General features: G+C 64.9%; 25 protein-coding genes. 14 read left to right on the top strand and 11 right to left on the bottom strand.

Annotated elements, in window-relative coordinates; all coding sequences use genetic code 11:
* Positions 1 to 4: 4 nt before the first annotated feature.
* The 4 genes from CFE35_RS11220 to ligK all read right to left on the bottom strand — a co-directional run bounded on the left by CFE35_RS11220 (position 5) and on the right by ligK (position 3,589).
* The gene (locus tag CFE35_RS11220; protein WP_292930693.1) at positions 5 to 895 is read right to left on the bottom strand and encodes a DUF808 domain-containing protein; all 891 of its coding nucleotides are present in this window, start codon (positions 893 to 895) and stop codon (positions 5 to 7) included.
* Positions 896 to 989: 94 nt separating this feature from the next.
* Positions 990 to 1,874, bottom strand: coding sequence for an amidohydrolase family protein (locus tag CFE35_RS11215; RefSeq protein WP_292930692.1), 885 nt, complete (start codon positions 1,872 to 1,874; stop codon positions 990 to 992).
* Positions 1,867 to 2,922 (bottom strand): 4-oxalomesaconate tautomerase, encoded by a 1,056-nt coding sequence (locus CFE35_RS11210; protein WP_292930691.1) that lies wholly within the window; start codon positions 2,920 to 2,922, stop codon positions 1,867 to 1,869. The genes CFE35_RS11215 and CFE35_RS11210 overlap by 8 nt, the downstream gene beginning before the upstream one ends.
* Positions 2,915 to 3,589 carry a 4-carboxy-4-hydroxy-2-oxoadipate aldolase/oxaloacetate decarboxylase gene (ligK, locus tag CFE35_RS11205; RefSeq protein WP_292930690.1) on the bottom strand — a complete coding sequence of 225 codons (675 nt, stop codon included), beginning with the start codon at positions 3,587 to 3,589 and terminating at the stop codon, positions 2,915 to 2,917. Before ligK ends, CFE35_RS11210 begins: the two co-directional genes overlap by 8 nt.
* A 105-nt stretch (positions 3,590 to 3,694) precedes the next feature.
* On the opposite strand from ligK, the gene CFE35_RS11200 reads away from it, so the two are divergent.
* The 10 genes from CFE35_RS11200 (at position 3,695) to CFE35_RS11155 (ending at position 15,070) form a co-directional block, all read left to right on the top strand.
* Positions 3,695 to 4,849, top strand: coding sequence for a LysR family transcriptional regulator (locus CFE35_RS11200; RefSeq protein WP_292930689.1), 1,155 nt, complete (start codon positions 3,695 to 3,697; stop codon positions 4,847 to 4,849).
* Positions 4,850 to 4,911: 62 nt separating this feature from the next.
* Complete coding sequence (locus tag CFE35_RS11195) at positions 4,912 to 5,733, top strand: NAD(P)-dependent oxidoreductase (RefSeq protein ID WP_292930688.1); 822 nt, start codon at positions 4,912 to 4,914, stop codon at positions 5,731 to 5,733.
* A complete protein-coding gene (locus CFE35_RS11190; protein ID WP_292930687.1) occupies positions 5,730 to 6,755 on the top strand; it encodes an amidohydrolase family protein in 1,026 nt (341 codons plus the stop codon). The genes CFE35_RS11195 and CFE35_RS11190 overlap by 4 nt, the downstream gene beginning before the upstream one ends.
* Positions 6,752 to 7,174: a protocatechuate 4,5-dioxygenase subunit alpha gene (gene ligA, locus CFE35_RS11185; RefSeq protein WP_292930686.1), complete on the top strand. Its 423-nt coding sequence runs from the start codon at positions 6,752 to 6,754 to the stop codon at positions 7,172 to 7,174. Before CFE35_RS11190 ends, ligA begins: the two co-directional genes overlap by 4 nt.
* Position 7,175: 1 nt before the next feature.
* On the top strand, positions 7,176 to 8,018 hold the full coding sequence (locus CFE35_RS11180) for a class III extradiol dioxygenase subunit beta (RefSeq protein ID WP_292930685.1): 843 nt from the start codon (positions 7,176 to 7,178) through the stop codon (positions 8,016 to 8,018).
* A complete protein-coding gene (locus tag CFE35_RS11175; RefSeq protein WP_292930684.1) occupies positions 8,015 to 8,956 on the top strand; it encodes a Gfo/Idh/MocA family oxidoreductase in 942 nt (313 codons plus the stop codon). Before CFE35_RS11180 ends, CFE35_RS11175 begins: the two co-directional genes overlap by 4 nt.
* Positions 8,957 to 8,971: 15 nt before the next feature.
* Complete coding sequence (locus CFE35_RS11170) at positions 8,972 to 9,760, top strand: CmcJ/NvfI family oxidoreductase (RefSeq protein WP_292930683.1); 789 nt, start codon at positions 8,972 to 8,974, stop codon at positions 9,758 to 9,760.
* A 116-nt stretch (positions 9,761 to 9,876) separates the two neighbouring features.
* Positions 9,877 to 12,387 (top strand): TonB-dependent receptor, encoded by a 2,511-nt coding sequence (locus tag CFE35_RS11165; protein ID WP_292930682.1) that lies wholly within the window; start codon positions 9,877 to 9,879, stop codon positions 12,385 to 12,387.
* 287 nt (positions 12,388 to 12,674) lie between these two features.
* The gene (locus CFE35_RS11160) at positions 12,675 to 14,156 is read left to right on the top strand and encodes a carotenoid oxygenase family protein (RefSeq protein WP_292930681.1); all 1,482 of its coding nucleotides are present in this window, start codon (positions 12,675 to 12,677) and stop codon (positions 14,154 to 14,156) included.
* Positions 14,153 to 15,070, top strand: a complete 918-nt coding sequence (locus CFE35_RS11155; RefSeq protein WP_292930680.1) for an SDR family oxidoreductase — start codon at positions 14,153 to 14,155, stop codon at positions 15,068 to 15,070. Before CFE35_RS11160 ends, CFE35_RS11155 begins: the two co-directional genes overlap by 4 nt.
* Before the next feature lie 3 nt (positions 15,071 to 15,073).
* Here CFE35_RS11155 and CFE35_RS11150 read toward each other — a convergent pair whose 3' ends face one another.
* The 4 genes from CFE35_RS11150 to CFE35_RS11135 form a co-directional block, all read right to left on the bottom strand.
* Complete coding sequence (locus CFE35_RS11150; protein ID WP_292930679.1) at positions 15,074 to 15,457, bottom strand: BLUF domain-containing protein; 384 nt, start codon at positions 15,455 to 15,457, stop codon at positions 15,074 to 15,076.
* Between the two features lie 154 nt (positions 15,458 to 15,611).
* Entirely contained in the window at positions 15,612 to 16,475 is an 864-nt protein-coding gene (locus tag CFE35_RS11145) for a dienelactone hydrolase family protein (protein WP_292930678.1), read from the bottom strand.
* A 61-nt stretch (positions 16,476 to 16,536) separates the two neighbouring features.
* Positions 16,537 to 17,466, bottom strand: a complete 930-nt coding sequence (locus CFE35_RS11140) for an SDR family oxidoreductase (RefSeq protein WP_292930677.1) — start codon at positions 17,464 to 17,466, stop codon at positions 16,537 to 16,539.
* On the bottom strand, positions 17,463 to 19,079 hold the full coding sequence (locus CFE35_RS11135; protein ID WP_292930676.1) for an MFS transporter: 1,617 nt from the start codon (positions 19,077 to 19,079) through the stop codon (positions 17,463 to 17,465). Before CFE35_RS11135 ends, CFE35_RS11140 begins: the two co-directional genes overlap by 4 nt.
* A gap of 115 nt (positions 19,080 to 19,194) precedes the next feature.
* Here CFE35_RS11135 and CFE35_RS11130 point away from each other — a divergent pair, with 115 nt between their 5' ends.
* The gene (locus CFE35_RS11130) at positions 19,195 to 19,908 is read left to right on the top strand and encodes a nuclear transport factor 2 family protein (protein WP_292930675.1); all 714 of its coding nucleotides are present in this window, start codon (positions 19,195 to 19,197) and stop codon (positions 19,906 to 19,908) included.
* A 240-nt stretch (positions 19,909 to 20,148) separates the two neighbouring features.
* Here the strand turns inward: CFE35_RS11130 and CFE35_RS11125 are convergent, their stop codons facing one another.
* Positions 20,149 to 20,643, bottom strand: a complete 495-nt coding sequence (locus CFE35_RS11125; protein WP_292930674.1) for a MarR family transcriptional regulator — start codon at positions 20,641 to 20,643, stop codon at positions 20,149 to 20,151.
* 136 nt (positions 20,644 to 20,779) lie between these two features.
* Here CFE35_RS11125 and CFE35_RS11120 point away from each other — a divergent pair, with 136 nt between their 5' ends.
* The 3 genes from CFE35_RS11120 to CFE35_RS11110 all read left to right on the top strand — a co-directional run bounded on the left by CFE35_RS11120 (position 20,780) and on the right by CFE35_RS11110 (position 25,247).
* On the top strand, positions 20,780 to 23,197 hold the full coding sequence (locus CFE35_RS11120; protein ID WP_292930673.1) for a TonB-dependent receptor: 2,418 nt from the start codon (positions 20,780 to 20,782) through the stop codon (positions 23,195 to 23,197).
* Between the two features lie 158 nt (positions 23,198 to 23,355).
* The gene (locus tag CFE35_RS11115; protein WP_292930946.1) at positions 23,356 to 23,772 is read left to right on the top strand and encodes a nuclear transport factor 2 family protein; all 417 of its coding nucleotides are present in this window, start codon (positions 23,356 to 23,358) and stop codon (positions 23,770 to 23,772) included.
* 5 nt (positions 23,773 to 23,777) lie between these two features.
* On the top strand, positions 23,778 to 25,247 hold the full coding sequence (locus CFE35_RS11110) for an aldehyde dehydrogenase (RefSeq protein WP_292930945.1): 1,470 nt from the start codon (positions 23,778 to 23,780) through the stop codon (positions 25,245 to 25,247).
* A gap of 152 nt (positions 25,248 to 25,399) precedes the next feature.
* On the opposite strand, the gene CFE35_RS11105 is transcribed toward CFE35_RS11110, so the two are convergent.
* Positions 25,400 to 26,140, bottom strand: coding sequence for an SDR family oxidoreductase (locus CFE35_RS11105; protein WP_292930672.1), 741 nt, complete (start codon positions 26,138 to 26,140; stop codon positions 25,400 to 25,402).
* Positions 26,141 to 26,147: 7 nt separating this feature from the next.
* The gene (locus tag CFE35_RS11100; RefSeq protein ID WP_292930671.1) at positions 26,148 to 26,603 is read right to left on the bottom strand and encodes a nuclear transport factor 2 family protein; all 456 of its coding nucleotides are present in this window, start codon (positions 26,601 to 26,603) and stop codon (positions 26,148 to 26,150) included.
* Positions 26,604 to 26,615 lie beyond the last annotated feature (12 nt).

Genomic DNA, 26,615 nt, shown 5'->3' with positions numbered 1-26,615 from the left:
GCTGTCAGTGTGCCTTGGCGGGTTTGACGAGGTGTAACGCGCCGACGATCACCGCGCCCAGCGCAAGGCCGATAGTTCCGCACAGGGCGACATCGGCCAGCCAGGCGGCGAAACCGTGGTGCAGGCCGAGCCATTCGGCAGGGTGCAGCCCGATGCTGTGAACAATGATCTGGCCGCCGACCCACAGCATCGCCGCCGTGCCGATAAGCGCCAGCGCGGAGAGCACCTTGGGCATGGCCTGCACCAGCGCGCGGCCCAGCGCGCGCGTCGCGCCAAGTTTGCGCTGCGCGAGATTGAGACCGATATCGTCCATCTTCACGATCAGGCCGACGACGCCGTAGACCGCCGCCGTGATCGCGATGGCAACGATCACGAGCGCGGCGGCGCGCATGGCAAGGCCTTCTGCGGCGACTTCGTTGAGCGCGATGACCATGATTTCGCCCGAGAGGATGAAATCGGTGCGGATCGCGCCCTTGATCATGGTGGCCTCATGGCCGGGCTCGACCAGTTCCTCCGCTTCTTCGGCGAGGTCTTGCTTGTGGGTGAGCGCGTGGATGATCTTTTCCGCGCCCTCGAAGCACAGGAACGCGCCGCCCGCCATCAGGATCGGCGTGATTGCCACGGGCAGCAGCACCGACAGCGCGAGGATGACCGGCGTGATGACAACGAGCTTGTTGAACAGCGAGCCGCGCGCAATGCGCCAGATGATCGGCAATTCGCGGTCTGGCGTGAAGCCGGTGACATAGCGCGGCGTGACAGCGGCGTCATCGACGACGACGCCGGCCGATTTCAGCCCCGCTTTGCCCGCCGCTGCGCTGACATCATCGAGCGAGGCCGCGGCCAGTTTGGCGATGGTGGCAATATCATCGAGAAGCGCAGCTAGGCCGCCGGGCATGGGAACTCCTGCAAGTGTGCAGCTTGCAGGGTTAGCGGGTGCCGGGGGGTTAGGGCAAGGGTCAGGGCCAGGGTCTGGGGCAGGGTGGGCGGGATCAGTCCGTCCAGTAGAGCCGCATCGGGTTGTCGACGAGGAGTTTGCGCTGCAGTTCCTCGGTCGGCGCGATGCGCGGGATCATGTCGACGAGGTGGCCGTCGTCCGGAATCTCGGTTTCCATGTTGGGGTGCGGCCAATCGGTGCCCCAAAGGCAGCGGTCCGGATAATCCGCCACCAGCGGGGCTACGGCAAGGGCGAAAGCGTCCCACGGATCGCCTGCGCCGCCTTCCTTGATCGCGTCGAGCCGGTCCGGGCAGGTGGCCTTGAACCAGATATCCTCGCGCGCATCGAGCAGGGCGCGGAAGGCGCGCATGTCTGGCCCGTCCGGCCCTTGGCGCACATCGGGGCGGCCCATGTGGTCGATCACGAGGGGGACAGGGATGGCGTCCATGAAGGGGCGGAGTTCTTCGAGGATATCGGCCTCGAAATAGATCACCACGTGCCAGCCCTTGGGCAGGCGCTGCGCGACTTCGAGGAACTTGTCCTTGGGTGCATCGTCCACAAGGCGCTTGAGGAAATTGAAGCGGATGCCGCGAACGCCGCCTGCGTGGAGGGCTTGTAGATCGGCTTCGGAGATGGCGGGGTCGACGACGGCGACGCCTCTTGCGAGGCCGTTTGACTTGGCGATGGCGTCAAGCGTGGCGGCGTTGTCCGTGCCGTGGCAGCTGGCTTGCACGATGACATTGCGCGCAAAGCCGAGGTGATCGCGCAGGGCAAACAGCTTGTCCGGACCGGCGTCTTCGGGGAGGTACTTGGCCTTCGCGCTGAAGGGGAACTGCGCCATCGGGCCGAAGACATGGCAATGCGCATCGACCGCGCCGGGGGGCGGGGTGTAGCGGGGCTTCGACGGCGCGGCGTGCCAGCTGGTGATGCGATCAACCATAAACAACTCCATCCATCAGCTTGCGCGCAGTGCGCAGGAGGGCGGCGGTGCGAACCGCGCCGGTTTCGTCGGTTTCGAGGACGCAGCTCATTTCGCCAGTGGGGTGCTCGACCGAGAGGAGCTTGCGGCTGCCCTCGGGGATCTGCGCGACTTCGGCGGCGGGTGAGCCGGGGATCAGGCACGCGGTGGCGACGCTGACCGCGCCGAGCACGCCGATGGTGGCATGCGCGCGGTGGGGGATGAAGCTGCGCACGGTGACCGCGCCGCCGTTCTTCGGCGGGGCGACGAGCATCATTTTGGGAACGGACTTTGCAGTCACGTCGCCGAGGTTCATGCGTTCGCCGACAGCGAGGCGGATGGCTTCGATCCGGGCCTTAAGCTCGGTCGCGTTATCAAGCCAGTCGCGGTCTTCGTAGCCGGTCACGCCGACGTCTTCGGCCTTCATGACGACGCAGGGCATGCCGTTGTCGATGAGCGTGACGGGCACGCCGTTCACGACATCGACCGCATTGCCGGTGGGCAGGAGCGCACCGCAGGAGGAACCGGCGGTATCGCGAAACTCCAGCGGGACGGGCGCGTGGCTGCCAGGGACGCCGTCGATCTTGGCTTCGCCTGCGTAGGTGACTGTTCCGCCGGGGGTGCAGACGGTGGCGACGGCGACTTGGCCGGTGTTTTCCATGTAGATCGCGACGCGGGTTTCATCACCGGTCGCGGCGACAAGGCCGCGCTCGATGGCGAAAGGGCCAACGCCCGCGAGGATATTGCCGCAGTTCTGCGCGTCCGTCACGATGGCCTGATCGACGAAGACCTGCAGGAACAGGTAGTCGACGTCGATGCCTTCGCGGCTGGACTTGGCGACTACCGCGACCTTGCTCGTGAGCGGATCGGCGCCACCCATGCCGTCGATCTGGACAGGATCGGGGCTGCCCATCATCGCGAGGAGGAAGGTGTCGCGCGCGGCGGTATCGGCGGGCAGGTCGTCCTTGAGGAAGTAGCCGCCCTTGGATGTGCCGCCGCGCATCCACATGCAGCGTATGCCCTCAGACATACTTGAGGCCTTCTTTTTCGAGCCGTTCGCGCATCTTGTACATATCCAGGCCGAGGACGCCTGCGGCGAGTTTATCGCGCTTTTCGGCCTCGTTGGCTTCGCGGGCCTGCGCGGCTTTGAGCACCATTTCGGCGTTGGCGCGGGGGACTACGCAGACGCCGTCGTCATCCGCCACGATCACATCGCCGGGGTTCACGAACTGGTTGGCGCAGACGACGGGGACGTTGACGCTGCCGAGCGTGTTCTTGACCGTGCCCTGCGCGTAGATCGCCTTGGACCAGACGGGGAAGTTCATTTCCGTCAGGTCACGCACATCGCGCACGCCTGCGTCGATCACCAGGCCGCGGCAGCCGCGCGCGATGGCCGAAGTGGCAAGGAGATCGCCGAAATAGCCGTCCTCGCACGGGCTGGTCGGGGCGAGGAGCATGATATCGCCCGCTTGCAGCTGTTCGATAGCGACGTGGATCATCCAGTTGTCGCCCGGAGGCGCGCTGATGGTGACCGCGCTACCTGCCACGCGCGCGCCGCGATAGATCGGGCGCATGTAGCTGGCGAGGAGGCCGGTGCGGCCTTGCGCTTCGTGGACCGTGGCGACACCGCAGGCGGCGAGGCCATCGATCACCGCCGGATCGGCGCGTTCGATGTGCTGGACGACGATACCGGACATGGGCTTCTCCCGTAGAAATCTTTGCGCCTCTCCCATCGGCGCGGCGCGCGCGGCGGGCCAATGCAATGTTTGGCGCGGGGCATAAGGAAATGCTAAAGGTATTGGGTGACTGAGCCTGCCTACAATATCCGCCACTTCGCCGCCTTTGCCGCCACCGTGCGCCACGGCAGCGTGACGCGCGCGGCGCGCGCGGTGAACCTCACCCAGCCCGCGCTCACGCAGGCCATCGCGCGGCTGGAGGCGGAGCTGGGCTGCGCGCTGTTTGAACGCGGGGCGAGCGGGATGACGCCGACCGAGCCTGCGCGGCTGCTCGCGCCGCGCGCGGAGGCGGCGATTGCGCATGTGGGAAGCCCGCGCGTGACGGGCACGCAGCTCCGCGCGTTTCTGGCGCTGGCGCGGGCTGGTTCCTATGCCGGGGCGGCGGAGGCGACGGGGCTTTCGGCGGCCTCGCTCCACCGCGCGGTGGCCGATCTGGCAGTGGCCTTGGGGCAGCGGCTGGTGGACAAGCGTGGGCGATCCATCCTGCTGACCCCGCAAGGCGAGCGGCGCGCGCGCGGGTTTGGCCTGGCGATGGCGGAATTGCGCGCAGGGCTGGCCGAAGTGGCGGCGTGGCAGGGCAAGGCGGCGGGGCGGATCGTGGTGGGGGCCATGCCGCTCAGCCGCGCACGCTGGTTGCCCGAGACGATCCTGCGCTTTCATGGCCTCCATCCCGGCGTGGCGATTGCCGTGGTGGAAGGCAGCCATGCCGAACTGGCGGGGCCACTGCGCGATGGCGAGATCGACCTGATGCTGGGCGCGCTGCGGGACGGCGCGCTGCTGGAGGACTTGGCGCAAGAACCGGTGTTCGAGGACCGGCCGCAACTCGTGATGCGCAGCGGTCATCCGCTGCTGCAGTCGGAAAAGCCGATGGGGGCGCAACTGGCGGGCTTTCCGTGGATCTTGCCCGCGCGCGATACGCCGCTGCGGCGTTACTGGGAGGCGATGATGCGCAGCGCCGGGGCCGAACCGCCGGACGTGGGGATCGAATGCGGATCGGTGCTGACGGTGCGGCAATTGCTGCTGGGTTCGGACGCACTGACGCTCCTGAGTCCGGCGCAACTGGCGGTGGAGCTGGAAGCGGGCGTGCTGGCGACTTTGCCGACGCCTGCGCCAGTGCTGCGGCGCATCGGCATCACCACGCGCGAGGGGTGGCGACCGACGGCTCCGCAGGCGGCATTCGTGGCGCTGCTGCGCGAAGTGGCGGGCGCAGGGTTCGCATAATCTTATGGGCGGCGTGCGAATTGCATTTGTCCGCTTGCGGCGGCGGTCGCAGGAGAGCGCGCATGGAGAGCATAATCGCCCTGATCGGCTTTGGTGAGGCCGGATCGACTTTTGCCGCAGCGGCTGGCTGGGAAGCCGGGGCCGCAGCCTATGACGTGCTGCCTGCGCGGCGGGGTGCGATGGAGGCGGCAGGGGTGCTCGTCTGTGCCACCGCCGAATGCGCCCTTTCCGATGCCGATCTGGTGCTCTCGCTGGTGACGGCGGATGCCGCGCTGGCGGCGGCGAAGGATTATGCGGGGATGCTGAAACCGGGCGCGCTGTGGTGCGACATGAATTCGGTCGCGCCCGATACGAAGCGTGCGGCGGCTGTGGCCATCGAGGCGGCGGGCGGACGCTATGTCGATGTGGCGGTGCTGGCTCCGGTCAATCCGGCGCGGATGAACGTGCCGCTGCTCGTTTCGGGCGGCGCGGCGGACGAGGCGGCTGAGGCCTTGCGCAGCGCGGGCTTTGCCAATGTGCGCGTGGTGGGCAGCGAAGTTGGCCGTGCCAGCGCGATCAAGATGATCCGTTCGGTGATGGTCAAGGGTGTCGAGGCGTTGACCGCGGAGATGATGCTGGCGGCAGACGCGGCGGGCGTGACCGACGAAGTGCTCGCCTCGCTTGATGCCAGCGAAAAGGCGCAAAGCTGGACCGCGCGCGCGGCCTACAATCTGGAGCGCATGACGACGCACGGGGCACGGCGCGCGGCCGAGATGGAGGAAAGCGCCAAGACGCTCGGCGCGCTTGGCGTGGAGCCGGTGATGACCAGCGGCACCGTCAAGCGCCAGCGTGAAATGGCCGGCAGGGCCGATCTGTTTTCGATAGAGAAGGAAGCCGCGCAATGACGATGATCATCGACTGCCACGGCCACTACACCGTGCTGCCACGCGCGCACGACGAGTGGCGCGAGGCACAGAAAGCGGCGTTCAAGGCGGGAACGCCGTGCCCGCCTTATCCGGACATCTCCGACGACGAGATCCGCGCGACGATCGAGGCGAACCAATTGCGCCTCATCAAGGAGCGCGGGGCGGACATGACGATCTTCTCCCCTCGCGCCAGCGCGATGGCGCCGCATGTGGGGGACCAGTCGGTCGCGGTGCCGTGGGCGCAGGCGTGCAACAACCTGATCGCGCGGGTGGTGGGGCTGTACCCCGAAACCTTTGCGGGCGTGTGCATGCTGCCGCAGTCCCCGGAAGCGGACCTGACCAGCTCGATTGCCGAGCTGGAACGCTGCGTGACGCAGCTGGGCTTCATCGGCTGCAACCTCAATCCCGATCCGGGCGGCGGGCACTTCACGCATCCGCCGCTGACCGATCCCTACTGGTTCCCGCTCTACGAGAAGATGGTGGAACTGGACGTTCCGGCGATGATCCACGTTTCGGGATCGTGCAATCCGGCGCAGCACGCGACCGGGGCTTACTACATCGCCGCCGATACCATCGCGTTCATGCAGCTGCTGGAAGGCGACCTTTTCAGCAAGTTCCCGACGCTGCGTTTCATCATACCGCATGGCGGCGGCGCGGTGCCCTATCACTGGGGGCGCTACCGGGGCCTCGCGGACATGCTCAAGAAGCCCGATCTTTCGGGGCACCTGATGAACAACGTGTTCTTCGATACTTGCGTCTATCACCAGCCGGGCGTGAACCTGCTGGCCGATGTGATTGAAACCAAGAACATCCTGTTCGGCAGCGAAATGGTCGGCGCGGTGCGCGGGATCGATCCGACGACCGGGCACTATTTCGACGACACCAAGCGTTATGTCGATGCGCTCGATATCACGGACGAAGCGCGCCAAGCGATCTTCGAGGGCAATGCCCGGCGCGTCTATCCGCGTCTTGATGCCAAGCTCAGGGAGATGGGCAAGTGACGGAAACGGCTAAACCTGCGACGGACATTCACGCCTATCTGGCGGAGCTGGAGGATATCCCCGGCACGCGAGTCTACACGGCGGCGCGCGCCCGCAAGGGGTATCACATCAACCAGTTCGCGATGAGCCTGATGAAGGGCGACAACCGCGAGCGGTTCAAGGCGGACGAGCGCGCCTATCTCGATGAATGGCCGATCTCCGAAGAAGCCAAGGCGGCGCTGCTCAAGCGCGATTACAACACGCTGCTGGACCTTGGCGGGAATGTCTATTTCCTCTCGAAGCTGTTCTCCACCGATGGCCTCAGCTTTGCAGAGGCGGTGAGCACGATGACCGACATGACCTTCCCGGAATACCGGGACATGATGCTGAAGGGTGGCCGTTCGCCCATCGGCAATCGCTCCATTAAGGGAGGCTACTGAGATGGCGCGTTTGACTGCTGGCGTGGGCTCGAGCCACGTGCCGTTGCTGGGCGTCGCTGTCGATCAGGGCAAGACGCGGGACGATTACTTCGGCCCGATCTTTGCCGGGTATGACTGGACCCGCGAATGGGAAAAGGCCGAGAAGCCGGATGTGATCGTGCTGGTCTACAACGACCACGCCAGCGCCTTCGACATGAAGATCGTGCCGACTTTCGCGATCGGTTGCGGTGAGCACTACAAGTCTGCCGACGAGGGCTGGGGCCCGCGTCCGGTGCCCGATGTGGAAGGTCATGCGGACCTTGCCTGGCATATCGCGCAGAGCCTGATCCTCGACGATTTCGACATGACGATCATCAACGAGATGGATGTGGATCACGGGCTGACCGTGCCGCTTTCGATGATGTTCGGGCAGCCGGAGAAGTGGCCGTGCAAGGTCGTGCCGCTGGCGGTGAACGTCGTGACGTACCCGGTGCCCTCGGGCAACCGCTGCTGGGCGCTGGGTGAGGCGATTGCCCGCGCCGTCGCGAGCTTCCCGGAAGATCTGAACGTGCAGATCTGGGGCACGGGCGGCATGAGCCACCAGCTGCAAGGCCCCCGCGCCGGGCTGCTCAACCGCGAGTGGGACAACAAGTTCCTCGACATGCTGGAAAGCGACAGCGACGCGGCGCGGTGGATTCCGCATATCGAATACCTGCGCGAGACCGGCAGCGAAGGCATCGAAATGGTGATGTGGCTGATCATGCGCGGCGCGCTGGGCAAGAAGGTGAAGACCTTGCACCGCCATTACCACATCCCGTGCAGCAACACGGCCATCGGCCATATCGTTCTGGAGCCAGTGACATGAGAATTGCTTTGGCCGGTGCCGGCGCTTTTGGTGAGAAGCACCTTGATGGCCTGAAGAAGATCGAAGGCGTGGAAATCGTCTCGATTATCAGCCGCACTGCCGAACAGGCGGCTGCGGTCGCCGCCAAGTATGGCGCGAAGCATAGCTCGACCGAGCTTGAGGATGCGCTGGCGCGCGATGACGTCGATGCGGTGATCCTCTGCACGCCGACGCAGATGCATGCCGCGCAGGCCATTGCCTGCATGGATGCGGGCAAGCACGTGCAGGTGGAAATCCCGCTGGCGGACAGCTGGGCGGACAGCGAGGCGGTGCTGGCGAAGAGCCAAGCGACCGGCCTGACCTGCATGGTCGGCCACACGCGGCGGTTCAATCCGAGCCACCAGTACGTGCACAACAAGATCACGGCGGGCGAGTTCACCGTCCAGCAGATGGACGTGCAGACCTACTTCTTCCGCCGCCGCAACATCAACGCCAAGGGCGAGGCGCGTTCGTGGACCGACCACCTGCTGTGGCACCACGCGGCGCACACGGTGGACCTGTTTGCCTATCAGGCGGGCCGGATCGTGAAAGCCAATGCGCTGCAGGGGCCGATGCATCCCGAGCTCGGCATCGCGATGGACATGTCGATCCAGCTGCTGAGCGAGACGGGCGCGATCTGCACGCTCTCGCTCTCGTTCAACAACGACGGGCCGCTGGGCACCTATTTCCGGTATATCGGCGACACCGGGACTTACCTGGCGCGGTATGATGACCTGTTCACCGGCAAGGAAGAGCAGATCGACGTTTCCAAGGTCGACGTTTCCATGAACGGGATCGAGCTGCAGGACCGCGAGTTCATTGCGGCAATCCGCGAAGGGCGCGAGCCCAATTCGTCGGTGGGCAAAGTGCTCGATTGCTACCGCGTGCTGGGTGATCTGGAGAAGCAGCTTAACGGCTGACAAGAGGAGGCGCGGGTGGAGGCTTGGATTGCCTATTCGGGGCGCAAGTTTGCCCGCCCGCGCTATTACGCGAATGCGCACGAGCGCGATGAGGTGGATATTGCGCCGGTCTTGATGCCAGTGCGCGATGGCCGAGCGGCGGATTGCGGGATTGATCGCGAGGGGTTCCAGCTCGTTGCGCACACTAGCGCGGTGCGCGATTTCCGTGACCGCGAGGAAGTGGCGCGCGTCCACATGCGCGAGATCGAGGAACTTGTGCAGGCCGAGACGGGTGCGGACTTCGTCCATGTTGGCGCGCCGGGACTGCTGCGGTTTTCGGAAGCGTCCGGGCTGGCGGGAAGCCTCAACAATTCGATGCCGGCTCGCTTTGCGCATATCGATATCTCGGCAGCGACGGCGGCGCGGTTTGGCGAAGCCGGGGCGCAGGGGCGCGCGTTTGCCCGCTGCGCGCACTACAACGTGTGGCGCGCGCTATCGCCTGCGCCGCAGGATGTGCCGCTGGCGCTGTGCGATGCGCGTTCGCTGGCGGCGGCGGACCTGGTCGCGGCGGATGCGGTGTTCGACGAGCCGGGCAAGCCCGAATGGTCGTTCGAAGGGCTGGTGGTGGCGCACAATGCGGCGCACCGCTGGCATGCGTTCCTCGATCTCGGGCCGGACGAGACGATCCTGTTCAAGACCCATGACAGCGATCCGGCGCGGGCTACCCACGTGCCGCACGTGGCGTTCGATCTGCCCGATTGCCCGGCCAATGCGCCGCCGCGCGTGAGCATCGAGATGCGCGCGACCGCGTGGTGGTGGCACTGACGCAACACTTCAGCAACATGTTGCGCCGAATTCACAACAGTATTGCGTCTGGAAACGGAATTGTTATGGCTCATACCTGATCGAACGAGCAGATCGTCGACACAGGGAGGGTTACAATGGCCAGATTGAGCGCCGCAAAGCGCGTAGCGCGCCTTTTCGGGATTACCGCCGCAGTGATTTGCGTGCCTGCCTTCGCGCAGGAAGCCGCGCCGCAGGCAGCGGGTGAACCCGCCAACAACGTCACGACGCAGGAAATCGTCGTAACCGCGCAGTTCCGCTCGCAGAAGCTGCAGGATACGCCGCTGGCGATCACGGCCGTGAACGCGGCAATCCTCGAGGCACGCGGGCAGACCGATATTTCGCAGATTGCCGCGCAGGCACCGAACGTGGTTCTGCGCGCCCAGCCGCAGAGCGGCGGTATCGGCCTGATCGCGTTCATCCGCGGCATCGGCCAGACTGACTTCAACTACGCGCTGGAGCCGGGCGTCGGCATCTATGTCGATGACGTCTACATCCCGACGCTGTCGAGCTCGCTGCTCGATCTGATGGATCTGGAGCGCGTCGAAGTGCTGCGTGGTCCGCAGGGCACGCTCGCGGGTCGCAACTCGATCGGCGGCGCGATCAAGCTGTTCAGCAAGAAGCCCAACGGTGAAGGCGGCGGCTATCTGCAGGCGACGTACGGTTCCTACAACCGCATCGACGTGCGCGGCGTGGCGGACTTCAAGATCACCGATCACCTTTCTGCGCGGCTTTCCGGGGCGACCAAGAACACCGACGGCTATGTGAAGCTGCTCGACTACGGCCTTTCGCACCCCAATTCGAATGTCCCGGCGAACACCAACCAGGGCAACGGCATCGAGCGCGGCACGCTGGGTGGACGTTCGTTCTCGGCCGGGCGCTTGGCGCTGCGCTGGGAAGCCTCGCCCGATATCGAAGTGAATATCGCGGGCGACTATACCCGCGAGCGCAACGATGCCGGTGCGCAGGTGCTGCTTTATGGCGGCAGCCCGGCAACGACCCCGGACGGTATCCCTTGGCTGAAGGGCAAGGACGGCAAAGCCGTGCCATTGAGCAGCGAATTCGTTCCCTACAGCACGCGCTTCCAGCAGAGCGGCTCGGCTACCCCGGCCGGTTATGATCCGCGCTTCATCAACTACGCCAACTTCCTCGATGCGCGCACGCCGACCACGCAGGCACCGTTCAAGCCCTATTCTGCCACCAATGCGCAGAACTATGATGGCTGGGGCGTCACCGGGAACGTGACCGCGAAGCTGGCCGAAAACCTCAGCGCGGTGTGGATCTCTTCGTTCCGCCGCTACAAGATGAGCTTCGGCTTCGATCAGGACGGCTCGCCCGTGCCGGTCGCGCAGCTGGACAACATCCTGCGCCACCGCGCGTGGAGCCAGGAAGTGCGCCTCAACGGCAGCTTCATGGACAAGCGCATCGAGTACACGCTGGGCGGGTTCTACTTCGACCAGAACGGCACCTACAACGCACGCGTCGACCTGAACTACGCGGGCATCGACTTCATCCACGGGCCGGACAGCACGCCTTCGACTTCGAAGGCACTGTTCTTCAACGGTACGTTCCACCTCACCGATGCGTGGGGGATCACCGGCGGGATCCGCCACACGTGGGACAAGAAGGACTACACCTACTTCCGTTCGAACCCGGACGGGACAGTGCCCGGGCCGCTGCCGTGCGAGTTCTTCCTCGGCGCGCCCACCGCGGGCCCGACGGGCGTCGGCAATTCGCCCAACTGCCTGCTGATCGGCCTCTACAACGTGACCGGCCAGTTCAAGGGGCAGCGCACCGACTGGCGCGTGGAGACCGACTACCGGTTCAGCCCGGAAGTCTTCGCTTATGCATCGGTAGCCACGGGCTACAAGGGCGGCGGCGTGAACCCGCGTCCGTTCTTCGGTCCTTCGGCGGGCGATTGCAACGTGCTGCCGTTCGGCGCGCCTTGCAACCAGATCACCTCGTTCAAGCCGGAAACGCTGCGGACGTATGAAGCGGGTATCAAGACCGACCTGTTCGATCGCAAGGTCCGTTTCAACGCATCGGCGTTCTACAACAAGTACGACAACATCATTCTGACGCTGACGCGCTGCCATGGCTTCTCGCCGTGCCTGATGCCGGCCAACGTCGGCAAGGCAGATGTCTGGGGTCTTGAGGCTGAAACCACGATCCGTCCGGTCGAGGGTTTCACGCTGGATGGTTCGCTCAGCTACCTGCACTTCAAGTACAAGGACACCGGCACGACCAATGTGCCGCTGTCCAACGTCACGCCGTATACCCCGAAATGGAACTGGAGCTTTGGCGCTCAGTATGACTACGCGCTCAAGGCCGGCATGATCAGCTTCCGCTTTGACGGCACCTACCAGTCGAAGATCTTCACCGAAGCTTTCAACGGCCCGGACAACCGCGTCGATGCCCGCTTCCTGGGCAACGCGAAGCTGACCTACACCAGCCCGGACAAGGCCTGGCAGCTTTCGGGCGAAGTCCAGAACGTGTTCAACAAGTACTATTACAACACCATCGAAGACGTGAAGAGCTCGCTGGGCGCGATCACGGCCAACCCCGGCCTGCCGCGTACCTGGGCCCTGACGATCAAGCGCACGTTCTGATCCGCGCCTTGAGCTGACGGCTTTGCAAAGGGCCGCTCCACTTCTGTGGGGCGGCCTTTTTGCTTGGGCGCAGCGGACGCTCGCTTCAGATAGATCCGTCGGCCCGGACTTGATCCGGGCCTTGGCTTTTCTTTTTCGGCGCGCCGCCAAAATAACAGCCCGGCCCCGTGTCAAGCACGGGGCGACGGGAAGAGAGTTTGGTGCAATATCATCAGAGAGAGACGGCTTGAAATCCGGACGGGCCGTGATAGACCTATTCTAACAATTGATAGAATGGGATGAGGCTGATGGGCGCGTTTCCGCAGACGATGTATTTCACCGGGCTCAATGAACCGGTGGGCCAGGAGGCGAGGCTGACCGGCCTGACCGTGGAAGGCACGCTACCGCCCGAAGTGCAGGGCAGCTTCTACCGCGCGGTGCCCGACCCTGCATTTCCGCCCAAGTTCGAGAACGACCACACGCTTTCGGGCGACGGGATGGTGAGCCGCCTTTCGTTCAACGCGGACGGGACGGCGGACTTCGCGATCCGCTTCGTGGAAACCGCACGCTATCTGGCGGAGAAGGACGCGGGGCACGCGCGCTTCGGCAAGTATCGCAATCCGTTCACTGATGATGCCGATGTGCAGGGGATCGACCGCACCGTGGCGAACACCACCCCTGTCTGGCACGCAGGCCGGATGCTGATGGCAAAGGAGGACGGGCGGCCGTACCGCGTCGATCCCAAGACGCTGGAAACGCTGGGCTCCTATGACTTCGGCGGGGCGCTCAAGTCCGAGACGATGACCGCGCATGTGCGGATCGATCCGGCCACGAAGGAGCTGTTCTTCTATGGCTACGAGGCCGACGGGCTGGCCTCGACCAAGGTTTCCTATTGCGTGGTCGGGCCGGACGGCGCGCTGAAGAGCGAGCAGTGGTTCGATGCGCCCTACTGCGCGATGATGCACGATTTCACGATTTCCGAGAACTACGCGCTGTTTCCGATCTATCCGACCACGTCAGACCTTGAGCGGCTGAAGGCGGGCGGCGAGCACTGGCACCACGAGCCCGAACTGGATTCCTGGCTCGGGGTGATGCCGCGCTATGGCGACGTTTCGGAGATCCGCTGGTTCAAGGGGCCGAAGGGCGTCCATTCCTATCACATGATGAACGCGTGGGAGGATGCGGACGGGCTGCTCCACTTCGATGCCTGCCTCAATTCGACCAATGCCTTTGCCTTCATCCGCGAACCTTCGGGCATCCATCTCCAGCCATGGGAAGTGCAGGGCGCGCTGACGCGGTGGACGGTCGATCCCAAGGCGGATGCCAAGGCCCCTGATCTTGAGGTCAAGGAAACGGTGATCGGGCCTCCGGGCGATTTCCCGGTGATCCCGGCGGCGCGTCAGGGACGGCCCTATACGCATGGCTGGATGCTGACGATGAACCCCGAGCTTCAGGGGCCGCCGCTGCTCGGCGGGCCGGTGGGCGCGATGTTCAATCTGCTGCTGCGGCTGGATATGCGCGGCGCGCCTCCGCAAGCCTTGGCGTTGCCGCCGATGGCCGGGTTTAACGAGCCGGTACATGTGCCTGCCGCCGATCCGGCGCATGAAGGCTGGCTGGTGACGATCGTGGACCAGCAGACCGGCGACAACACCTTCGTCCATCAGGCGTGGGTGATCGATGCCGGGAACATCGCGGCAGGCCCGGTGGCCAAAGTGACGATCCCGCTGCGGCTGCGCCCGCAAGTGCATGGCTGGTGGGTGCCGCAGGCCGAACTGGATGCCGCTGCATGAGCCGAATCGTCATCACCGGGGCTTCGGGCAATTATGGCCGGGGGCTGACTGACTTGCTGATCGAAGCAGGCCGCGCTGCGGACCTGATCCTGATCACGCGCAGCCCGGACAAGCTGGCGGACCGCGCCGCGCAAGGCTGCACCGTGCGCTACGGTGATTTCGACAAGCCCGAGACTCTGGCGGACGCGGTGCGGGGCGGTGAAAAGATGCTGCTCATTTCCGGCACGCGCGTCGGCGCGCGGGTGGTGCAGCACAAGGCAGCGATCGATGCGGCGGCGGCGGCAGGCGTGCGGCATATCGCCTACACCAGCTTCATCGGGATAGACGATCCGGCAAACCCGGCGGAAGTGCGCCACGATCATATCGAGACCGAGCGCCTGATCCGCGCTTCGGGCATGGCGTGGACCATGCTGCGCGATGCGCACTATGCCGATGCGATGATCCTGATGGCCGGCCCGCAAGTGATGCAGAGCGGCCAGTGGGTGAGCAATGCCGGCGAGGGGCTGGAGGCGATGGTGTGGCGCGAGGACTGCATCGCCTGCGCCGCCGCCGTGCTGCTGGGCGAGGGACATGAAGGCCGCGTCTACAACGTGACCGGGCCGCAATTGCAGACCTTCCGCGAAGTGGCGGCGATCATGGCCGAAGTGACGGGGCGGCCTGTCGCCTACGTTTCGACCACCGACAATGAGCAATACGCGATGTTCGATGCGCTGGGCATCCCGCGCCGCCCGGTGGACGATCAGAGCGTGGCGGGCATCCCATGGAACAGCGACGACATGGTGACCTTCGGACAGGCCATCCGCGAGGGGTTCCTTGAGGTGTGCAGCGATGATGTCGAGCGCCTGACGGGGCGCCCGGCGCGTTCAGTGCGGCAGATGATCGAGGATAACGCGGAGATGCTGCGCAGCGCCTAGCCGTTAATGCCGGGTCGTCTTCATCGCGCGCGCAACGTCCGCGGTCTGCTGGAGGATATCGTCGATCTGGTCAGCAATGAAGGCCTTGGGATCGCGGTAGGCCATCGACCAGCTGTCATAGCGGCGCGCGACGATCGGTACATCGGCCAGCACCACCAGGCTGTGATGACGCGAATCGCCCATGATGCGGCGGAGCACGGTGCGCACGGCATCTTCGGGGCCTTCGAGCACTTGCGCGAACCGGCCGCGATGCACCGTGACGATGCTGGAAATGCCGACCCGCGCGTTACGATCCACGGAGCTGGCGCAGATTTCGTGCACCTGCCGCAAGGCCTCGTCATGGGCCGCGACGGCAACGCTGGTGTAGGACAACTTCCACAGGCGCATGGGCGGACGGGTCCTGCCTGTCCCCTCCGCACCCGTCGCGCGGTCGTAGAACACTAACTTGCGTTAGGCTTCCCAAGCGTAATTGGAAGAGGCCTGCCGCCAGTACGACCCAAAAGTACCAGCAAGTGTGGCCTCGTTGCCGCAATCCGCAGCTTCAGAGATTGGCCGCGTAAAGCGCGAGCATCCTTCCCCATGCTTTTTCGGCCTGCACCTTGTCGTAGATCGGCGCGTCGATGGTGCACCAGCCGTGCTGGGCGGGGTAGACTTCGACTTCTGCGGGGCGGCCCGCAGCCTTTGCGGCAGCGATGAGGGCGGTCTTGTCATCCGGCGTGCTGGCATCGTCGTTTTGCGCGATGGCAATGAGGAAGGCCGCACTGGTTTTCGCTAGCAAGTTGACCGGGCTGTCGGGTCCTTCGCCGACAAGGCCCGCGCCGTGGAACGAGGCTGCCGCGCCGACGCGCGCCGGGACCGCCGCAGCTGTGCGCACGGTGTAGGGCCCGCCCATGCAATAGCCGCAGGTGCCGATCTTCTTCGCGGTATCGACTTCGGGCTGGGGATCGAGCCAAGCCACGAAGGCGCGGGCATCGCTCATCGTGCCCGCAGGCGTGATCCCGGCGATCAGCGGCTTGAGCTTTGCCTGCCCTTCCGGCGTGCGCCATGCGACGAGCGAATCGAGCACCGGGGCAACCGCGCCGCGGTAGTAGTGATTGACCACGAGCACGGCGAAGCCGGATGAGGCGAGGCGCGAGGCCATCGTCTTGTAGGCTTCGCGCAGACCCGCGATATCGGGCCACATGATCACGGCGGGGTGCTTGCCGGTTTCCGGCGCATAGAACCATGCATCGACTTTGCCATCAGGCGTCGTGACCGTCACGGCGCGGCCCTTCACGCCTGCGGTCTCCTGCGCGGTGCTGCAGCCGGGCAACGAGGCGAGGATCGCAGCGCCTGCACCTGCCGCACCGAACTGGCGGCGGCTGAGCCATGCGGCATTTTCGGCTTCGGTCAGTTCGTCACACATGGGGCTGGGCCTTTCGCTTTGCAGGGAGAGTACCGCGCGGCGTGCACTGCGCAAGCGCCTCTCAGGTCAGGTCACCCAGACCGATGACCGTTCCGGCCTGCGCTGCGGCCATCGCGGCGCGGCGCAGGTTTTCGATGGCGAGGCGCTCGGGCGGGGCTTCCTCGTCCGGCAGCGCAGCGAGGCTGGTTTCGTAGATCTCGCGGAAGTCTTCGGCGAATTCGGGGTGGGTGAGGATCAGGCCGTCGCCGCGCTCCATGCCGCGCAGGATCTTGGTGCCCACTTCATATGGGTCCATGCCCGCTTCGAAGGCGGTGCCGAACTGTTCGAGCTCGCTGCGCTCCACGGGCGCAAAGCCGCTTTCCCCGAACTCGGCAGGGCGTTTTAGCGCCGAATCCCACGCATTGGTGCGGGTGAGCGCGGGGCAGCACAGCGAGCAGCCCACGCCGTGCGGCGCCAGATTGTAGCGCAGCGATTCCGTCAGCCCGCGCACGGCGAATTTGCTGGCGGTGTAGATCCCCGCCTGCGGACCCGGCAGGAACGCGGCCATGCTGGCGACGTTGACGACATGGCGGCGGCCAGTCGCGGCCTTGATGCGGGGCATGAAGCTGACGATGCCATTGACCACGCCGCCGAAGTTGACGCCCATGATCCAGTCGAAATCGTCGTAGCTTGCCTCGTCGGTGGGGCCGAATACGCTGACGCCTGCGTTGTTGACCAGCACGTGGACCGCGCCGAAATGCGCCTCCACCTCAGCGGCGGCAGCGGCAAAGGCGGCGCGGTCGGTCACGTCGAGCTTGAGGAACAGCGGTTCCTCGCGGCCCTTGGCGGCGAACCATGCGGCTGTCTGCGCGCGGTGGTCTTCGTTGCGATAGGTGAGCGCAAGGCGCAGCCCCGCATCGCTGAAGGCTTGCGCCACGCCGAGTCCGATACCGGTGACGCCGCCGGTGACGACCGCGACTTGTCCCTTAAAAACCGAATTGCTGAAACTCATGCCGTTTCGCTCTCTCTCAGACGTTTGCCTGCCGTTTCGGGCAGGCCGAACACGGCTACGATGCTGGCCAGCACGACCATGCCGAAGGGATACCAGAAGCCCGCCATCACGCTGCCCGTTGTCGCCACGATGGCCTGCACGATGAACGGCATGAACCCGGCGAAGATGCCGACGCCGAAGTTGTAGGACGTGGCGAGCGAGGAATAGCGGGTGCGCGCCGGGAACTGTTCGCACAGCCATGCGCCCATCGGGCCATAGGTGAGGATGCCGGGCAGGGCGACCACGACCATCGCGATCACGATGACCACCAGATTTCCCAGCGGCGGAGTGACAGGATCGGTGGTGTATCCCGCAGCCTTGAGCGCGGCCTGCAGATCGTCCAGCGCAGCTGGCTGGCCGCCGATGGTGACTACGGGCGGCGATCCGGCGGGCGCATCCTGCTTGGCATAAGGCACGCCCGCGCGGGTGAGGGTATCGAGGACTTTGCCGCAGGCGCTGGCCTGCCCGTGCTGCGCGAACGGGTTGTAGGTGCAGTCTGCGCCGGAGACGACAACGGGCTGCTCTTTCGCGGCGCGGGCAAGGGCGGGGTTGGCCTGATCGGCAATCAGCGTGAAGCCGGGGAACAGCACCACCAGCATCATCAGATAGCCCGCCAGCACCACCGGCTTGCGGCCCACATGGTCTGAAAGCCAGCCCGCAAGGACATTGGTGAAGGCCAGCACGCCCAGCATCCCGATCAGCAGCACGCGCACCAGCACCGGGTCCATATGGATCGACACCTGCATGAAATTGAGCAGCTGGATCATGCCGATATAGCCGCAGATCGATTGGCCGACAGCGCCGCCGAAGGTGGCGGCAAACAGGCGGCGCAGCTGCTTGGGCGTGGCATAGGCCTCGCGCAGCGGGGTGCGCGCCAGTTCGCCCGCCTTCTGCATCGCGGCGAACACCGGGCTCTCGGAAAGCTTGAGGCGCATCCACACCGAGATGGCCAGCAGCACGAGGCTGGAGATGAAGGGAATGCGCCAGCCCCACGCCAGCCACGCTTCCTCACCCACCAGGGTTTCAGTGGCGAGGACGACGAGGAGGCTGAGCGAAAAGCCCGCCGAAGCGCCGATCTGGATCCAGCCGGTGTAGAACCCGCGCTTCTTGAGGGGCGCATGTTCCGCCACATAGATCACCGCGCCGCCATATTCGCCGCCCACGGCAAGGCCCTGCAACGTGCGCAGCAGCACGAGGCAAATGGGCGCGGCGATGCCCCACTGCGCATACGTGCCGAGCAGGCCGATGGCGGTGGTGGCAAGGCCCATGAGAGTGATGGTGACAAGGAAGGTGACCTTGCGGCCGAACCGGTCTCCGAACGTGCCGAAGATCGCTGCGCCGAAAGGCCGCGCAGCAAAGCCGACGCCGAAGGTGGCGAGCGCAAGGAGGAAGCCCGCTGCCGGGCTGGAGCCGGGAAAGAACAGCTTGCCGAACAGCGGGGCGAGCGTGCCGTAGATGTAGAAATCGTACCACTCGAACGCCGTGCCTGCCGCCGAGGCCGCGATAACCGTGCGGATATCCGCAGTGGTCGGCTGTACGGCCGGCTTTGTGGTCGGCTCTCCCTTCGAATCCATTTTTTTCTCCCCTTGGCCGCAGCATGGCCGCAGCAGAGGCGATTGCCAATCGTTTCGCGTGTTGTTAGCCTGCCTTACAATTCCTGCAAGGCAGGATCGAACGGGAGCCGGGTAAATGTCTGATATGGAAGCGCGTCTTGCTGCCCTCGAAAACCGCGTGGGCGAGCTGGAAGACATCAATGCGATCCGCCGCCTGCAAATGGCCTATGGCTATTACATCGATTACAACCGGCCCGAGGAAGTGGCCGGCCTGTTTGCCGAAGACGGCGCGGTGGTGTTCCTATCGGGAGAATATCGCGGCCATGCGGGCGTGATGCGGCTCTATGGCACGTGGTTCCAGAACATGTTCACCGATGGCAAGCGCGGGCCGATCCACGGCTTCCTGCTCGACCATTTCCAGCTGCAGGACGTGATCACCATCGCGCCCGACCGCCAGACCGCCAAGGGCCGTTTCCGGGGCATCCTTGCGGGCGGCTGGCACGACGAAGTGGTGGCGAACAAGCCCGAGCACGTCCCGCAGCAATTCTGGGAATCGGGCATCTATGAAAACGACTACGTGCGCGAAAATGGCGTGTGGAAGATCAAGCGGCTGAACTACCTGATGCAGTGGCAGGGCGATTACGAGACCGGCTGGGCGCACACCGTCTCGCACCTGCAGCCGGCCGTGGTGTGCTATCCGGAAAACCCCCTCGGCCCGGACGTGATCCTTCCGCAAGAGAACTACCGCCCGACCTGGCCGCACCGGCAGGAAGTGCCGATGAGCTTTGCCCATCCGGTGCTGGCGGAAGCGTTCCGGCTGGAGGCGTTTGCGGCGTTGAAGGACAAGTAGGGGGGGGGCCGATGTCGCGCCCGTGCGGCGGGGGCGGTGTTTGCGGCAAGAAGCCAAGCCCCGTGTCAAGCACGGGGCGACGGTTGGTTTTTTAACGCGAAAACCTCAAACTAACCCCTCGTCGCCCCGTGCTTGACACGGGGCTTGGCTTTTCTTTGAGTCCCGCGCTTGGCGTGAAGGTTCGATGCAGAAGCTCGGCCGGGTCTCCATCATCACGTGCCGGGCCCCAGCAGTTAAGCGCTAATCTCCGCCTGTCATCCGCGCCAGAATCGCCTGCGCCGCGCTGTGAAACACTGCCCGCTCGTCCGGCGTGAAATCGGCGAAAAGCTTGCCCCCCACGGTCGCCATTGCCGGGATCGTCTGCTGAAACAGCGCGGTGCCCTCCGCCGTCAGGCGCACCGGCTTGCGGCGGCGGTTGGAGGCATCTTCGCCCGGTTCGACCAACCCGCGCGCGGTGAGGGCGGCGATGGCGCGGCTTACGTTCATGGGCGGCAGGCCCATGATTTCGGAAAGTTCGTGCCCGGCGAGTTCGCCTTCGCCGCCCAGCGCAAGGATGATCTTGAGGTCATTGGCCGAGAGCCCCAGCGGTTCGGCGACGCCTTCGCGCATCGGCCGCGCGATGAACGTGGCGAGCTTGAGCAGGTCGACGAGCAGCGCGGCATCCTCGCCCAGATCGAGATCAGGGCGGGCCGGGGCGGTTTGGGTGGTGGTCTCGTCGGCAGTCTTGGTGGCCATCGTTGCGCTTATCGCGGCGGAGCGCGTGTTGGGCAAGAGGGGCAAGAGGGACTTGCCAACGGCAAATTAGTATGCCTTACTAACAAACGGTAGAACGGCCCCCGCAGAGGGCTAATTCAAGGAGAGGGGTTTACCCATGGCGAAGACATCCACGCAATCACTGCGCTTGCTTGCTGCGGGCAGCGTCCTCGCGCTCGCGCTTGGTCAGGCAGCTCCGGCGCTCGCGCAAGCAGCCCCGCAGAGCGCGCAGGCTGCTGACGACGCTGCAGCCGATACTGGCGGCATCAAGGAAATCGTCGTTACGGCGCAGTTCCGTTCGCAGAAGCTGCAGGATACACCGCTTTCGATCACGGCGATCGATGCCAGTCTGCTCGCCTCGCGCAACCAGACCGATATCTCGCAGATCGCGGCGCAGGCGCCCAACGTGCAGCTGACCCCGCAGGGCGGTGCCTTCGGCTCGTCGATGGCGGTCTATATCCGCGGCATCGGCCAGTACGATTTCAACCCGGCTTATGAGCCGGGCGTTGGCCTCTATGTCGATGATGTCTACTACGCCACGCTGACCGGTTCGGTGCTCGATCTGCTCGACCTTGACCGGGTTGAAGTGCTGCGCGGTCCGCAGGGTACGCTGACAGGCCGCAACTCGATCGGCGGCGCGATCAAGCTGTTTTCCGCCAAGCCGACCGCCGAGGACAGCGGCACGGTCGAGGTCGCCTACGGTTCGCGCCAGCGGCTCGATTTGCGCGGCAGCGCAAACTTCAAGCTGGGCGAAGGGCTCTATGCGCGCGTCGCCGGCGTCTTCAAGAAGCAGGACGGCTACGTCGATCAGGTCGACTACGGCTGCGCCAATCCCGGCAACAAGCTGGGTATCACCGGCAACGCGTCGACCCCGGCGAACTGTGTTGTCGGCAAGCTGGGTGAGAAAAATTACTCCGGCGTGCGCGCTTCGTTGCGATACAATCCCAATGATAAGATCGACTGGATCGTTACGGGTGACTATTCCTACGAGAATCGCACCAATGCTGCCGGTGTGATTACCGCTTCGGATCCTGCCAAGACCGGCGGTGTTGACTTCACTTGCGGCCGCTTTTGCACGTACGCGAGCTATTATATGCCTGCGGGCGGGCAAGCTGGTCAGGCCTACTACTCGCCCAATACAACCAAGTTCACCGGCTGGGGGGTCTCAAGCAATCTGACGCTGGGTCTTTCGGATTCGGTCAAGCTGCAGGCAATCACCGCCTACCGCAAGTATCATGAGATCTTCGGCACCGACGACGATTACAGCCCTGCGCCGCTGGTTGCCGGTGCAGGTTTCAACGACCTGACCTTCCGCTTCTTCAGCCAGGAACTGCGGCTCAACGGCAAGATCGGCAACTTTGCCGAGTGGACCGTTGGCGGCTTCTACAACGACCAGAAGTCGGTCTACTTCACGCGTCAGGACATTCGCTACATCGTGCCGATCGGTGTGCCGTCGCTGTTCCTGCAGTTCCAGGGCAACGACCCGATCAAGGCGAACAGCAAGGCGGCGTTCGGAACGGTCATCCTGCACCCGGCCCCGGCGCTGACCGTGACGGCCGGCGTGCGCTATACCAAGGAGCACAAGGACTACACCTTCTCGCGCACGCAGTGGGATGGCGGTGTGCTCAAGGACATCTTCGGCGTGGGTGCACTCGATGGCAGCGTTGCCAATTATGATGGCCACCGTGTCGACTGGCGCATTTCGGCTGACTACCGCTTCAGCCCCGAAGTTCTGGCCTATGCGACGGTCAGCACCGGCTTCAAGGGCGGCGGCGTCACCGCGCGTCCGTTCACCAAGAACCAGGCCGTGAACGGTACGTTCAATCCGGAAACGCTGACGGCCTTCGAAGGCGGCCTCAAGACCGACCTGCTCGACCGCCGACTGCGTCTCAACCTCGCGGGCTTCTACAACGACTACAAGAATATCCAGCTGCCGCTGGCGGACTGCGCCACGCTCGACGGGTTTGCTCCGGGCAAGGATCCGTTCCCTTGCGCTGCCATCGGCAACGCGGGCGACGGGCACATGTACGGCGCCGAGCTCGAGATTACAGCCCATCCGGTCGAAGGGTTCGACATCGACGCTTCGCTCAGCTGGATCGACGGCAAGTGGACGCGGCTCGATCCGACCAAGCTGGGGCCGGCAACCAACCCCAATGCCGGAATCAAGATTGGTGACCCGATCACCACGCCCAAGTGGCGCGGCAGCTTCGGCATCCAGTACCGCGCCGAACTTGGCGGAGAGAACGGTTCTGTCACGCCGCGCTTCGACGTCGCCTATATCGGCAAGCAGACGCAGGGCCGCCTCGCTGGCAGCCCGGTGCTCGATTTTAACCCGTCACGAGCCATCGCCAATGCGCGCCTGACCTGGAAGAACGGCAAGGACGACCTTTCGGTTTCGCTCGAGGTGCAGAACCTGTTCGACAAATACTACGTCCAGCCGCTGCGCTTCGCGGCGCTCTATGCCTTTGCCGGCACGTCGTATTCGACCGTGGGCCGTCCGCGCGAGTGGGCGCTGACGGTGCAGAAGAAGTTCTGAAGCTCGCGCTCACGCATCAAGCCATGAGGGAGAAAGGGGCGGTCAGCGATGGCCGCCCCTTTTTCTTGGGTCAGGCGGAGCGTACTTGCCCTAACCGTATCATTTGTTAGTATTGGGGTGAGCCGAATCCGGCCATAACCTTGGGGAGACGATGCGTGATGCTCGATCGGGCAGGCTATGACCGCTATCTGGCGGCGTTCAACGCGCGCGATTATGACGGCGTGGCGGACTTCTATGTCGATCCGCCGCACATGGAATTCTTCGGCATCGTCATCACCTCGCGGCAGGAGCTGAAAGACTTCTACGCCTGGCTGCACGACAACGTGGAGGAGAACGTGCGCGTGCTGAACTTTGCGGCAAGCGAGACCTGCACGGCGATTGATGCCATCGTGCGGATCACCGCGAAGAAAGACCTGACGCGCGCGGCGCTGGATGCCAAAGGTGCGACCGGATTCTTTCCGATCACGGCGGGCGTCGTTCAGGAAATCCGGCAATTCATTTTCTACACGACGCGCGGCGGCAGAATCGAGAAAGTCGAATGCGCGCTTCCCCCCATGGCTTTGGAGACTGTGTGATGACCTTGCTGCCTGAAGGCGTTGCCATCGCGCATCCCGAACAGCTTTATATCGGCGGCCAGTGGGTGCCCGCCAGCAGCGGGCGGCTGATCGAGCTGATCTCGCCCGACACCGAGCAAGTGGTGGCCCGCGTGGCCGAGGCGGATGCGGCGGATATGGATGCGGCGGTGGCGGCAGCGCGCGCGGCGTTCGATCATGGGCCGTGGCCGATGACGCCGCCTGCGGAGCGCATCGCCGCGTTCCGGCGCATGGTGGCGCATTTGCAGGGCCGGGTCGACGAACTGGCGCGGTGCTGGACCGCGCAGATGGGCGGGCTCGCCAGCTTTGCCGGGCCGATGCACGCCGGATCGGTCGCGGTGCTGGCGGAGATCGCGGGCTATGCCGAAAACTTTGCATTTGTGGAGCAGCGGCCCAGCCAGGCAGCGGCGGCGGCGCTGATTGCTTATGAGCCGGTGGGTGTGGTCGCGGCGATTGCGCCGTGGAACGGGCCGTTTGGCATCATGGCCAACAAGGTCGCCTATGCGCTGCTGGCGGGCTGCCCGGTGATCATGAAGCCATCGCCGGAAACGCCGCTGGAGGCCTATATCATCGCCGAGGCTGCGGAGGCGGCGGGGCTGCCGGCTGGGGTGGTGAACCTCGTCACCGGGCACCGTGAGGCGAGCGACCATCTGGTGTGCAATCACGGTGTGGACAAGGTGACCTTCACCGGATCGACCGTGGCGGGGCAGCGGATTGCGTCCGTCTGCGGCGAGCGCATCGCCCGCTGCACGCTGGAGCTTGGCGGCAAGTCCGCTGCGCTGGTGCGCGATGATTTCCCCATCGAGATTGCGGCGAAGATGCTCAGCGGAACGATCACGATGATGAGCGGGCAGGTCTGCGCGATGCTAAGCCGGGTGATCGTGCCGCGCGCGCGGCATGATGAACTGGCCGCGGCGATTGCGGCGGAGATGGGCAAGGTCGTGATCGGCCATTCGGATGATCCCGCGACGCAGCTTGGCCCGCTGGCGATGAAGCGCCAGCGTGACCGGGTGGAGATGTATATCGCCGAAGGGCGCAAGGTGGCCGATCTGGTCTGCGGCGGCGGGCGGCCTGCGCATCTGAACCGCGGCTTCTTCATCGAGCCGACGCTGTTCGCCAATGTGCCGAACGACAGCCGGATCGCGCAGGAGGAAATCTTCGGCCCCGTGCTCAGCCTGATCCCGGCGGAGGACGAGGAGGACATGATCCGCATCGCCAACGATTCGCGCTTTGGCCTGAATGGTTCGGTGCTGACGCATGATGTGGACGCGGCCTACCGCATCGGGCGGCGGGTGCGCACGGGCGGCTTCGGCCAGAACGGCCTGAGGATGGATTTCGGGCTGCCCTATGGCGGGTTCAAGCAGTCCGGCATCGGGCGCGAGGGCGGCGTTGAGGGGCTGATGCCCTATCTGGAGGTGAAGACCTTGCTGCTGGATGGGGTGCCGTCGCGGCTTTAGCGATACGGTCAGGGAACCAAAATCGCTTCGTCGCCCCGTGCATGACACGGGGCTTGGCTGTTCTTCCGGCGCAGCGCCGAACAAGGAAAGCCAAGGCCCGTGTCAAGCACGGGCCGACGCGGGGTGTTTGGTGGGAGAAGGCATGGCGTCTCCTACCTCAGTTCCACACATCCCCCGTCAACATACAAGTCCACGCCGTTGATGAAGCTGGCCTCCGCGCTGGCGAGGAACAGGACGGCGCGGGCGACTTCTTCCGCCTCGCCCATGCGGCCCAGGGGCACGACGCCGCCAAGCATCTCGCGCGTCGCGGCGATCTCGGCTTCGCTGGCGCCGCGCTTGAAGATCTCGGTTTCGGTCGGGCCGGGGCTGACCATGTTGACGCGGATTTTGCGGGGGAGGAGTTCCTTGCCGACGGTGCGCGCCATGGCGCGCAGGCCCGCCTTTGCCGAGGCATAAGCGACGTTCCCGGCAAGCGCGAGTTCACTGCCGATCGAGCCGGTGATGACGATCGCGCCGCCATCGCGCAGCAGCGGCAGGGCATTCTGGATCGCGAAGAACGCGCCGCGCAGGTTCACATTGTGGATGCCGTCCCAGAACTCTTCGGTCACGTGGGGCATGGCGGCAAACCCGCCGACCCCGGCGTTGACGAACAGCACATCGATCCCGCCCAACGTGTCCTCGATCTCGGCAAGCGCGGCTTTGGTTTGCGCCACATCGCCCATGTCAGCGGCGATGCCGAGCGCGCCGAGTTCTTCGGCGGCAGCTCCGATGGTTTCGCGGTTGCGGCCGGTGATCGCAAGTTTCGCGCCCTCGGCGGCGAACATGCGCGCGGCGGCAAGGCCAATCCCGGCGTTGCCGCCAAGGATGACGACGCAGTGATCCTGAAAGCGCATGGCCACCTCAGAACATCGTGTTGGTGTTGGCGGATGTTTCGGGCACCGGGCTGATCACGTCCCAGTGTTCCATGACCTTGCAGCCCTTCACGCGGAACATGTCGACCACGGCGAAGCCGCGCTTCTGCTCGGGAGTGCCGTCTTCCTGCCAGCCGTGGCTGTGCGCGGCGACGAGGTCGCCATCGGCGATGATGCGGTGGATCTTCGTGCGCTGGCCGGGGTTGCCCTCGACGAACTTGGTGAGGAACGCGATGGCCGCCTCCCGCCCGGTCTGGGCATAGGGGTTGTGCTGGATATAACCCGGATCGACCCACTTCTCGAACGAGGAACGCACCTTCTTCTCGATGTAGAATTCGTGGAGGAACTGGGTGACGACCTGCTTGGGGCTGAGCTTGCAGGCTTTCGCCTGTGTGGCGGCTGGTGCGGCGAGCAGGGCGAGAGCGGCCAGGGCAGTGAAGCGCATCGTGGGCTCCTT

The sequence above is a fragment of the Novosphingobium sp. PASSN1 genome, assembly GCF_002278815.1.
Note: the sequence above shows the minus strand (reverse complement) of the source record. Positions and strands in the feature narration are given on the sequence as shown.